Origin of the sequence: Allobosea sp. (genome assembly GCF_030694325.1) — a bacterium.
Taxonomy (GTDB): Bacteria; Pseudomonadota; Alphaproteobacteria; order Rhizobiales; family Beijerinckiaceae; genus Allobosea.
Window position 1 is genome coordinate 1 of record NZ_JAUXYO010000020.1, and the last position, 10,886, is coordinate 10,886.

A 10,886-nucleotide genomic window follows, 5' to 3' on the forward strand; every position below is an offset into this window, starting at 1 on the left:
ACCTGTTACGCCCTTTTTTCGTTGTCGTTGCGGTCGGCGAACCCGCCGCGGCTCGGGGCAGCCGCCGGTTAGCCCGGCCCTTCTCCGAGTCGTCGTCCGGCGATCAGCGGATCGGCGGTGCGTATTGCAGGCCACCCTTGGTCCAGAGCGCATTCTGGCCGCGGGCGATCTTCAGCAGCGAGCCGGAGCCGACGTTGCGCTCGAAGGATTCGCCGTAGTTTCCGACATGCTTGATGATCCGGTAGGCCCAGTCGTTGGTCAGGCCGATCGCCTCGCCGAACTTGCCCTCGGACCCTACCAGCCGCTTGATCTCCGGATTATCGGACTTCAGCATCTCGTCGACATTGGCCTTGGTCACGCCCAGTTCCTCGGCGTTCAGCATGGCGTTGTGGGTCCATTTCACCACGTCGAGCCAGTTGTCGTCGCCATGGCGAACGACGGGTCCGAGCGGTTCCTTGGAAATGATCTCCGGCAGGACGATGTGGTCGGCCGGGGCCGAGAGCTTCAGGCGCTCGGCATAGAGGCCGGAAGCATCCGTGGTAAAGGCATCGCAGCGGCCGGATTCATAGGCCTTGATCGTCTCGTCGGCCGAGGCGAAGGCGACGACCTCGTACTTCATCTTGTTGGCACGGAAATAGTCGGCCAGGTTCAGTTCGGTCGTGGTCCCCTGCTGGGTGCAGACCGAGGCGCCGGCGAGCTTGAGCGCGGAATCGATGCCGAGCTTCTTGCGAACCAGGAAGCCCTGGCCGTCATAGTAGTTCACGCCGGCGAAGTTCAGCCCGAGCGAGGTATCGCGCGACATCGTCCAGGTCGTGTTGCGCGAGAGCAGGTCGACCTCGCCCGACTGCAGCGCGGTGAAGCGGTCCTTCGAGGACAGCGGGATGTACTTGACCTTGTTGGGATCGTTGAAGATCGCGGCCGAGATGGCCTTGCAGAGATCGACGTCGAGGCCGCTCCAGTTGCCCTGGGCATCGGGGATGCCGAAACCAGCCAGGCCGGGGCCGACGCCGCAGGTCAGCACGCCCTTGCTCTTGATCTGGCCGAGGAGCCCGGTCTGTGCCTGCGCCCCGCCGACGCAAACGGATGTTGCGGCAGCGACGAGCGCTGCAGCGATAAAGGTCTTCATTCGTGATATCCCCTGTTGGCGGAACGGGTTGCTCCCGTTCTCGATGAGCTAGCAAGTCCCGGACCAAGCCCCTCAGTCCCGCGATCCTCCCAGGCTTCGCGGGCTCGCCGCGGTCGAAGACAGCGGGCGCCGACCCCGAAGGCCGGCGCCCGTCAGATCAGGCTCAGCGGACCGGCGGAGCGTATTGCAGGCCACCCTTGGTCCAGAGCGCATTCTGGCCGCGGGCGATCTTCAGCAGCGAGCCGGAGCCGACATTGCGCTCGAAGGACTCGCCGTAATTGCCGACATGCTTGATGATCCGGTAGGCCCAGTCATTGGTCAGGCCGATCGTCTCGCCGAACTTGCCCTCGGTGCCGAGCAGACGCTTGATCTCGGGGTTGTTCGACTTCATCATCTCATCGACATTGGCCTTGGTGACGCCCAGTTCCTCGGCGTTCAGCATGGCGAAATGAACCCACTTCACCAGGGCGAACCACTGCGGATCGTTGTTGCGGACCGACGGACCGAGCGGCTCCTTCGAGATGATCTCGGGTAGGACCATGTGCTCGTCGGGGGCGGTCAGCTTCAGGCGCTCGGCATAGAGGCCCGAGGCGTCGGTGGTGAAGGCATCGCAGCGTCCGGCGTCATAGGCCTTGACCGTCTCGTCCGAGGAGGCGAAGGCGACGACCTCGTATTTCAGGTTGTTGGAGCGGAAGAAGTCCGCGAGGTTCAACTCCGTCGTGGTGCCTTGCTGGGTGCAGATCGAGGCGCCCGACAGCTGAAGGGCCGAGGTCACGCCCAGCTTCTTGCGGACCATGAAGCCCTGGCCGTCAGAGGAGTTGACGCCGGTGAAGACGATGCCGAGCGAGGCGTCGCGGGTCATGGTCCAGGTCGAGTTACGGACGAGCAGATCGACCTCGCCGGACTGGAGCGCCGTGAAGCGGTCCTTGGCCGAGAGCGGGATGAACTTGACCTTTGCGGGATCGTTGAAGATCGCCGCTGCGACAGCGCGGCAGAACTCGACGTCGAGGCCGCCCCAATTCCCCTGGGCATCCGGCACGCCGAAGCCGGCCAGGCCGGTGTTGGAGCCGCAATTGAGGATGTTGCGCTGCTTGACCTGGGCCAGCGCCGCAGGCGCCTGTGCCGTCGCGGCAGTCGCCGCCAGCGCAAGACCGAGCCCCGCGACGGCGGCCGTCATGAACTTCTTCATTGAACTCTCTCCCGTTGAAATGCGCCTGCCCGATAGCGGCCGGCAGGAACCGTCGGTTTCGTCGCTCACGGATCGTTGTCCGCTCGTTGCATAGAATTTGAGCGACATCCCGTCCGTCGATTGCCAGAGCCCCGTATGAGCGTCAAGCCGAGGCATCCCGAGACGCCGCCCCTTGTCCACTGCATGTATCACATGCGAGTTTGTGGGGGCGGTCAAGCCTGCCCGCCTCCCTCCAGACCGCAGTCCTGGCGACCGTTTCGATGAAAAAGCTGTCCGAATCCGATTTCGCGCGCCTGGGCGAGAGAACCCGCCTCGCTCTGGCGGGGCGCGACCCGGCTGACAGCTACGGCTTTGTCAACCCGCCGATCCAGCGCGGGTCGACGGTCGTCTATCCGAACACCGAAGACTTCCTGGCGCGGCGCGCCCGATACACCTACGGGACCCAGGGCAACCCGACGATCGACTCCCTGATCGCGGCCTGCAACACGATCGAGGGCGGCGCGGGCACGGTGGTGACGCCATCCGGCCTGCTCGCCTGCACCCTGCCTTTCCTCGCCTTCCTGTCGGCCGGCGATCACGTCCTGGTGACCGACAGCGTCTACCGGCCGACGCGGAATTTCTGCGCGACGATGCTGAAGCGGATGGGCATCGAGGCAAGCTTTTACGACCCGGCGATCGGCACCGGCATCGAGGCGCTGTTCCGGCCGAACACGCGCGCGGTCTGGACCGAGGCCCCTGGCTCCCAGACCTTCGAAATGCAGGACATCCCGGCCATCGTGGCGGCGGCCCATGCCCGCGACATCCTGGTGATGATGGACAACACCTGGGCCACGCCGCTGTTTTTCGACAGTCACAAGGCCGGGGTCGACATCACCGTGCAGGCCGGCACCAAATACTATGCCGGGCATTCCGACGTGCTGATCGGGACGATCTCGGCGCGCACCCCGGACCTCTACAAGCAATTGCGGGCGAGCTGGGAGCAGCTGGGCGTGATCATCGCGCCGGAAGACGCGTTCCTGACGCTGCGCGGCATGCGCACCATGGCGATCCGGCTGAAGGAGCAGATGCCCGCCGGCATCGCCATGGCGCAGTGGCTGGCGGCACGGCCCGAGGTCGTGCGGGTGATGCATCCGGCGCTTCCGGACGATCCCGGCCACGGGCTCTGGCAGCGCGATTTCACCGGCGCATCCTCGCTGTTCGGCTTCGAACTCGCGCCGGTCTCGATGACGGCGGTCGCGGCGATGCTGGACGGTCTGACCCTGTTCGGGATGGGCGCGTCCTGGGGCGGCTATGAGAGCCTCGTCCTGCCCTTCGACTGCCGGGCCTACCGCACGGCGACGACGCCTGATTTCAAGGGCCCGACGATCCGCATCCATATCGGCCTGGAGGACCTCGACGACCTCAAGGCCGATCTCGACGCCGGCTTCGCCCGGCTACGCGCGGCGGCGTGAGCGGGACCCGGCGCCTGATCACTCGGCGGAACGGCGGCCGCGGCGCCGGTTGCGGAAGATCAGGATCAGGTTGCGGGTGTAGATCACCATCGCCAGCGCCTGGCCCATGATGATGATCGGCTCGCGCCGGACGATGCCGTAGACCAGCGTCATCAGGCCGCCGGCCATCGAGAAGTACCAGAAGGAGAGCGGCATCACCGAATTGCCCTCCCGCTCGCTGGCCAGCCATTGGACGAGGAACCGGGCGGTGAAGAGCAGTTGTGCGACGATGCCGAAGGCGAGCCAGAAGTCGAACTTCAGCACGAAGACATCGTAGAGGTAGTCGGATACGGCATGGCCGATCGAAATGATCATGGCTGCGCCTCCGGCACGATCTGGGGCACGCGGCGGCGGCGCCGGATCAGCCACCAGACGCCGACGAGGTCGAGGATGCCGACCCAGAGCCGGTCGAAGAAGCCGTAATTCGAGACGCCACTGAGGCGCGGCCGGTCGCGTACGTCGAGATGCACGACGCTGTAGCCTTCCCGCACCATCAATGCCGGCATGAAGCGGTGCAGCGCGTCGAAATAGGGCAGCGCCAGATAGGCCTCGCGGCGGAAGCATTTCAGCCCGCAGCCGGCGTCGCGCGTGCCGTCCTTCAGCAGGCGCCCGCGCACGCCGTTGGCGATCCGCGACTGCAGCTTCTTGAAGCCGGTGTCCTTGCGGCCGACGCGCTGGCCCTGGACGAGGCCCGCCTGGAGCCCGGCCTGCTGGAGCGCCACAACCATCGCCGGCAGGAAGGCGGGATCGTTCTGGCCGTCGCCGTCGAGCGTCGCGACGATGGGCGCGCGGGCATGGCGCACGCCACTGCGCACCGCGGCGCTCTGGCCGCAGGATTGCGCGTGGGTGACGATCCGCAGCCAGGGACGCTGCGCCGCCAGCGCGGCAAGGGCGGCCGCGGTTCCGTCGGTCGAGCCGTCATTGATGTAGATGACCTCGAAGGCTCCGATGTCGCGGCAGGCGACCTCGATGTCGGCGACCAGCGGACCGACATTGCCGACCTCGTTGCGGACGGGCACGACGACGCTGAGCAGCGGCGCGGGCGAAGCGGTTTCAGGCGACGGGAGCGGGTCGGTCAACAGACGATCATCCGGAAAAATCGGCCCGCAACCTGCGTCAGGGCGGCCGACAGGGCAAGGAGGTTTCAGGCGCGGCGCAACTGCAGGGTGGTCATGGCCGTGCCAGGACCGAGATCTCGAGGCGGCGGCCGCCGTTGAGGTTGAAGCCGTGCAGCGTCGTCACCAGCCGGGGCGTGACGCCGCCAGCGGGCAGTGCGGCCTGGAAGGCGGCAGCGTGGCGGGCTTCCACCAGCGCAATGCGGCAGCCGGGCTGGCTCAGGAAGGCGGCAGCCGCGGCGCCGTCCGGGCCCATGGCGAGATCGGTGCCGACGAGGAAGACGAGGCTCGGCTCGCGGTAACCGACGGTGATCACCGCCGGATCGGTGCAGCCGATGGAGCGCACCGCCTCGGCCAGACGCGGCGAGAGCTTGAAGGCGCGCAGGCTCTCGACTGCGAAGCCGTAGACCCCAAGCCCGAGCAGCAGGCTCGCGACCACCCCACGCCAGAGCGCGCCCTCGATGTCGCTGCGGCGGAAGGCGGCGACGACGGTCCCGGCGACCAGCAGCGCCAGCAGCAGGAAGGGCAAAGCGAGGGTGGGGATGGTGCCGTCCAGCGACCAGTTGGCCGCGACGATGACCCCGGTCAGGGCGAGCGGCACGATCACCACGAGCAGCGCCGTGGCGACGGAGCCGCGCCGGAAACGGTCGATCCCATCGTTCAGGAGGGCCAGCAGCAGCAGTGCCGTGACCGCCGGATAGAGCGGCAGCACGTAATGCGGCAGCTTGGTCGGCACCGCCTCGAAGACGAGCCAGGACGGCACGATCCAGGCCAGCAGAAACAGCACCTGCGGCTCGCGCCGGCGCGCCCAGGCGAAGGGCACGGCCATGGCGGCGAAGGCGGCGGCCGGCCAGTAGGTGCCGAAGAAGATCAGGAGGTAGAGCCCCGGCGGGCCCCAGTGCTTCTCCTGCCCCTCCGCGACCTTGCCGAGCATGTCCTGCCCGACGCTTTCGGCGAAGAAGCTGCCGCCGGTCTTCCAGGCGATCGCCATGAACCAGGGCAGGACGACGACGAGGCACAGCAGCAGGCCGCGGCCGAAGCGCAGCGGCGCCAGCCACCGGAAACCGCGCTCGCGGATGCTGAGCACGAGGACGGCGAGCCCCCAGACCATCGGCACGATCGGGCCCTTGAGCAGCAGGCCCAGTGCCGTCGCGCCCCAGAACACCAGCCAGTTGCGCGAGCTCGGAACGAAGGCGAGCGAGCGCGTCCAGTCGAGCCAGGTCCGCGCCAGCGCGCCCATGGTCGCGACCGCGCAGGCCGCCAGCAACGCATCGGTCTTGGCGATGCGGGCCTCGACCCCGAGCAGGACGCAGGCGACCATCAGCGCCGCCCCGAGCAGCGCCATGCGCGCGCCGACGAAAGCGAGCAGCGCCCAGTAGGTCAGCAGCACCGTGGCGATGGCGCCGACGAGCGAGGGAATGCGGTAGAGCCAGATCTGCGTGCGCGCCTGCGGCACGCCCAGCGCCTCGCCGGCGGCGACGGTCGCGCTCTGCAGCCAGTAGATCCCGACCGGCTTCTTGTGGCGCGCCTCGTCCTGGAAGCGGATGTCGACGAAATCGCGCGTCTCAAGCATCTGCTTGCTCGCCTGGGCGAAGCGGGGTTCGTCCCGGTCGAGCGGCTGCAGCGTCTGGAAGCCCGGCAGGAAAGCGGCCAGCGACAGCAGCACCAGGAACGCGCAGGCGCGGGCGTGGCTGGCACTGGCCAGCGTCGCGAGACGGTCGAGCGCGGAGGTGAGCGACGGCATGGACATCCTCGCGACCGCAGCGATCGCAACTGGCTTTGGGCCGGAAAGGCCGGGCGGTCTCACCCGCGGGACGCCGCGGCGATGACCGGTCTTTCGGGCATGATCAAGGCGAAGGCCGCCAGGAGCGGCCGGCGCGGTTTACGCCGCATGCTGCGTCGCGGCAAGCATCGGCGGCCGCCCCGGCACATGACAGCGCCGCACGAGGCCGATAGCCTCGTCCCGAATGGGAGGCGGGAAGAATGGGCCGGCTGTTGCTGAAAGCGTTGCGCACAGGCCTCTGGGGCCTGCTGATCGGGCCGCTGGCGGCCGTGATCCTCGTCTTCGGCGCGATGATGTTCGATCCGAAATGCGGCGCCGGGGATTCCGGCGGCTGCGCCATGGGGATCGTCACGGCCCCGATCGGGGTGGCGCTGCCGAGCTTCGGGCTGTTCTTCCTCGGCGGGCTGCTGCACGGCCTCTGGCAGCGACGCCCTGCGAATCCAGCCGTCGTGGTCCGGCGGCTCCGCAACTGGGGCCGGGAAGAGTGAGACGGTTGGGCGGGCGGTCGGCGCGTCCGCGCAGACGGCGCTGTGAAGCGCGGAAAAGAATGGCGAGCCCGGCTGGATTCGAACCAGCGACCAGCAGCTTAGAAGGCTGCTGCTCTATCCATCTGAGCTACGGGCCCGAAGACGATGGCCAAGGCCTTCGCCTGTCTCATGGGGAGCGAGGGTGGACGCCCTCACCCCAAAGCTTCAATGCGTCCACTGTCCGCGGCGCGAGAACTTGAAATTGTCGGAATAGGCGACGGTGCGGCGCAGCGGCTCCTGCGGCTGCTCGACACGGAAGGGAATGCCGTTGCGCGTGGCGTAGGCGACGGCCTCGGCCTCGCTGTCGAACCAGAGCTTGACCTGGCTCTTCATGTCGCCCGACGAGGTCCAGCCCATCAGCGGCTCGATCTGGCGCGGCTGCTCCGGCTCATATTCGAGCAGCCAGCGCTCGGTCTTGGCGGTGCCCGACTGCATGGCCGTCCGGGCGGGGCGATAGATGCGTGCGGTCATGGCTCTCGCTCGGCGCTCACCTGAAATCCTGGCCGTCTGTCACGGCTCGCCACCGGAGCCGGCCCCGGTTGCGAGACGCCCGGAATGGTCGGGGCACCAGGATTCGAACCTGGGACCCTCTGCTCCCAAAGCAGATGCGCTACCGGGCTGCGCTATACCCCGACTTGGCCATTCCACGCGTGGCGGTTGGCTATCACGTCCCTTGGCTGCGCCGCAAGCGAAAGCGGCCCGCGATCAGCGCTTGAACAGCGGGTGCTCGACCCGGTCGCCCGGCTTGAGGCCGAGTTTGCGGCTGACCCCGCCATTGATTTCGAGCACCGAGAGCACCGGTTCGCCGGAGGGAATGGTCCGCCGCGACAAAGGCTCCGTATCCTCGGCGATGCGCGCGATCGTGCCGTCGGCCCGAATGAACAGCATGTCGAGCGGGATGTAGGTGTTCTCCATCCACATGGCCACCGGCTCGGTACGCTCGAAATCGAACAGCATGCCGCGGTCGGCGGGCAGGTAGCGGCGGTGCATCAGCCCCCTCGCCCGCTGCTCGGGCGTGCGCATCACCTCGACCTGGAAGGCGTGGCGCTTGTCGCCGCTGACGATCGAGAGCGCCTCGAGCGCCGTCGCCTGGCCGGCCGGAGCGGCCTGGGCGAGGGTCAGGGGCGGTGCCGCGCGCCCCGGCAGCGCCATTCCCAGGGTCGCGGCCAGCGCGAGGCCGGCGGCGGCGAGACCGGCGAGAAACGAACGGGTTCGGGCCTGGATCGGCATGGTGTCTCCGGGAGCGCCGGCTGCGGGGTGGTGCGGGCTGCGCATCCTGCAAAGCTATGACGGCGCAGATGGCGAATCTGCGACAGATGGCGGCCAAGCTCCCCAAGCGGTCAAGCCTTTCGTCAGCATGCAAGCCTTTCGTCAGCATGTCTCCTCGGCTCGGCTTTTCTTCATCGCCGGGTTGGGGCAGGGTCGCCGCCACACATCAGGAGACCGTCATGACCGCTCCGCGCCCGCGCCGCCCGCTCAGCGCCGCCCTCGCCGCCTGCCTGCTCGTGTTGTCGCTGCCGGCCGCGGCGGCCGACTTCCAGCTCGACAATGTCCGCCTCGACTTCGGCGGCATGGCGATTTCGGCGCCCCGGCTCGTCGTCAAGGGCGCCAGCCTCGACCGCGAGGCCTTCCGAACACTGCTGGACACCAAGAGCAGCGAGAGCGCGGTGGCGCGGATCAACCGAGTCTCCGCGACCGAGATCACCGCCCCCGAACTCGTGTTCGAGCACAGCCAGGGCCGGCAGAAGCAGGTCACAACGTATCGCGACGTGCGCCTGACGGACCTCCGCGACGGCCGCATCGCGCGCGGCGAATCCGCCGGAGGCTCGCTGGCCGGAGAAAGCCCCGCCTCCGGCAAGATCACCGGCACGCTGCTGCGCATGGCCTTCGAGGCGTTCGACATGCGCCAGACCGCACGCGTTCTGACCGAGCGGACCCAGCCCGGCCAGAGCGAGCCGATGCGGCCGCTGTTCGGCCGCTTCGAGCAGGACGGTTACACGATCGATCTGGGCCCCGCCGGCAAGATTGCGCTGGGCAAGATGGTCGGGCGGAATTTCGCCGCCGCCGTCGGCGAGGAGCCGCTGGGCGACCTGCTCGGCCGCATCATGGCGATGTCGGAGGAGGTCCCGCCTCCCGGTGGCAAGCCGGACCCGGCGCGCCGCGAGGCGGAGAAGCGCATGGGGCAGTCGCTGCTCGCGCTTTACGACCGGGTAGACTACGGCAGCGGCGAGATCCGCGACATGACGATGACCGTCGTCGAGCCGCAGGCCGCAAAGCCCGGGGCGAAGCCAGGAGCCAAGCCGGGGGCCAATCCCGGACCGGTCGACGTCAAGATCGCCCGCATCGCCTATGGCGAGGATGCGCCGGCGAAATCCGGCTTCGCGCTGGAGGGGCTGCAGTTCGCCGGCGGCGGCGCCAGGGGCCTGGTCGATTCGATCAGCTATTCCGGCTTCTCCTACGGCCCGGTGATCAAGGCGCTGCGCGAGGATCTCGCGAAGTCCACGGACGCGGACGCCGCCATCGACTGGCGCCGCTACATTCCCACGATCGGCACGATCCGCATGACCGGCCTGTCGGTCGATGCGCCGCCGATCGCGCCGGGCGGCCAGCCGGTCCGCATTGGGCTCGGTACGTTCGAGCTGAAGGCCGGCGAGCAGCTCAACGGCATCCCGACCAGCCTCGCCCTGACGCTCGACAAGCTGGTCGCGCCGATCACCGAGGGGGCCGGCAACCCCGCAGCCCGCGACCTGATCGCCATGGGCATCCGCTCGCTCGACCTGAATGCGCGGGTCGACCTCGCCTGGGAGGCCGCGCGCAGCGAACTGGTCATCCGGCAGATCGCGCTCGGCGGCGAAGGGCTGGCGCGGCTCGAGGCGTCGGCGACGCTCGGCAACGTCACCAAGGACCTGTTCTCGAGCGACGTCGCGCTGGCCCAGGTCGCGGCGCTGGGCGCCACCGCGCGCGGCCTGACCGCGAAGCTGGAGAATTTCGGCCTCGTCGAGAATCTGATCGCCAACGAGGCCCGCAAGGCCGGGCGCAAGCCCGAGGAGATGCGCCAGCAATTCGCGATGATCGCGAGCCTGGGGCTGGCCTCGATCCTGGGTCCCTCCGATGCGGCGAAGGCGCTGACGGCGGCAGTATCGCGCTTCGTCGCCCAGCCCGGGACACTGATCCTCGATGCCAAGGCAAAATCGGCGAGCGGGCTCGGCCTGGCCGACGTGATCACCCTCACCGACCCGACCGAAATCCTCGACAAGATCGACCTCAAGGCCGAAGCGCGGTGACGCAACCGCTCGATGCGGCGGATCGGCTGCCGCCGGAGGACCTGTCGTGGCGGCCCGGCCCGCTCGTGGTCTGGTGGGCAGGGCTTCCGCCGGTCGCCAGGGGGCTGTTGCGCCGGCGCGTCAACCCGCACAACCAGACCCGGCTTCACCTGGCGAAGCTGATTGCGCGGCGCCCCGAACAGATCGCGGTCGGCGCCTGGACTTATGGCCGACCCAAGGTGCGCTTTCCCGAGAGCGGGGCCCGGCTGACGATCGGCCGCTACGGTTCGATTGCCGACGGGGTGGAGATCCTGCTCGGCGGCAACCACCGCACCGACTGGGCGACGACCTATCCGTTTCCGGCGCTGCCGGGGCTCTGGCCGGAGGCCGCCG

General features: G+C 68.4%; 11 protein-coding genes and 2 tRNA genes. 4 read left to right on the forward strand and 9 right to left on the reverse strand.

All coding sequences use genetic code 11. From position 1 onward, the window contains the following. Positions 1 to 103 precede the first annotated feature (103 nt). Positions 104 to 1,126 (reverse strand): amino acid ABC transporter substrate-binding protein, encoded by a 1,023-nt coding sequence (locus Q8M82_RS00750; RefSeq protein WP_305689480.1) that lies wholly within the window; start codon positions 1,124 to 1,126, stop codon positions 104 to 106. Positions 1,127 to 1,289: 163 nt separating this feature from the next. After that, on the reverse strand, positions 1,290 to 2,315 hold the full coding sequence (locus tag Q8M82_RS00755; RefSeq protein ID WP_305689481.1) for an amino acid ABC transporter substrate-binding protein: 1,026 nt from the start codon (positions 2,313 to 2,315) through the stop codon (positions 1,290 to 1,292). Between the two features lie 260 nt (positions 2,316 to 2,575). Between Q8M82_RS00755 and metC the strand changes: the two genes are divergently transcribed. Next, on the forward strand, positions 2,576 to 3,766 hold the full coding sequence (gene metC / locus Q8M82_RS00760) for a cystathionine beta-lyase (protein ID WP_305689482.1): 1,191 nt from the start codon (positions 2,576 to 2,578) through the stop codon (positions 3,764 to 3,766). 18 nt (positions 3,767 to 3,784) lie between these two features. Here metC and Q8M82_RS00765 read toward each other — a convergent pair whose 3' ends face one another. The 3 genes from Q8M82_RS00765 to Q8M82_RS00775 all read right to left on the reverse strand — a co-directional run bounded on the left by Q8M82_RS00765 (position 3,785) and on the right by Q8M82_RS00775 (position 6,664). Then, complete coding sequence (locus Q8M82_RS00765; protein WP_305689483.1) at positions 3,785 to 4,120, reverse strand: lipid-A-disaccharide synthase N-terminal domain-containing protein; 336 nt, start codon at positions 4,118 to 4,120, stop codon at positions 3,785 to 3,787. Then, the gene (locus Q8M82_RS00770; RefSeq protein WP_305689484.1) at positions 4,117 to 4,884 is read right to left on the reverse strand and encodes a glycosyltransferase family 2 protein; all 768 of its coding nucleotides are present in this window, start codon (positions 4,882 to 4,884) and stop codon (positions 4,117 to 4,119) included. Before Q8M82_RS00770 ends, Q8M82_RS00765 begins: the two co-directional genes overlap by 4 nt. Before the next feature lie 91 nt (positions 4,885 to 4,975). Beyond that, on the reverse strand, positions 4,976 to 6,664 hold the full coding sequence (locus Q8M82_RS00775) for an ArnT family glycosyltransferase (RefSeq protein WP_305689485.1): 1,689 nt from the start codon (positions 6,662 to 6,664) through the stop codon (positions 4,976 to 4,978). A gap of 239 nt (positions 6,665 to 6,903) precedes the next feature. Here Q8M82_RS00775 and Q8M82_RS00780 point away from each other — a divergent pair, with 239 nt between their 5' ends. Beyond that, positions 6,904 to 7,191, forward strand: a complete 288-nt coding sequence (locus Q8M82_RS00780) for a hypothetical protein (RefSeq protein ID WP_305689486.1) — start codon at positions 6,904 to 6,906, stop codon at positions 7,189 to 7,191. Positions 7,192 to 7,251: 60 nt separating this feature from the next. On the opposite strand, the gene Q8M82_RS00785 is transcribed toward Q8M82_RS00780, so the two are convergent. From Q8M82_RS00785 to Q8M82_RS00800, 4 genes are all read right to left on the reverse strand, one after another. Then, a tRNA-Arg gene (locus Q8M82_RS00785) sits at positions 7,252 to 7,328 on the reverse strand. A 67-nt stretch (positions 7,329 to 7,395) separates the two neighbouring features. Continuing rightward, the gene (locus tag Q8M82_RS00790) at positions 7,396 to 7,701 is read right to left on the reverse strand and encodes an ETC complex I subunit (RefSeq protein ID WP_305689487.1); all 306 of its coding nucleotides are present in this window, start codon (positions 7,699 to 7,701) and stop codon (positions 7,396 to 7,398) included. A gap of 85 nt (positions 7,702 to 7,786) precedes the next feature. Continuing rightward, a tRNA-Pro gene (locus Q8M82_RS00795) sits at positions 7,787 to 7,863 on the reverse strand. A gap of 72 nt (positions 7,864 to 7,935) precedes the next feature. After that, a complete protein-coding gene (locus Q8M82_RS00800; RefSeq protein WP_371126195.1) occupies positions 7,936 to 8,460 on the reverse strand; it encodes a DUF192 domain-containing protein in 525 nt (174 codons plus the stop codon). 218 nt (positions 8,461 to 8,678) lie between these two features. Here Q8M82_RS00800 and Q8M82_RS00805 point away from each other — a divergent pair, with 218 nt between their 5' ends. Next, the gene (locus tag Q8M82_RS00805; protein WP_305689488.1) at positions 8,679 to 10,514 is read left to right on the forward strand and encodes a hypothetical protein; all 1,836 of its coding nucleotides are present in this window, start codon (positions 8,679 to 8,681) and stop codon (positions 10,512 to 10,514) included. A gap of 104 nt (positions 10,515 to 10,618) precedes the next feature. Then, positions 10,619 to 10,886: LbetaH domain-containing protein (locus tag Q8M82_RS00810; protein WP_465248063.1), on the forward strand; the 268-nt coding region annotated here is incomplete at its 3' end.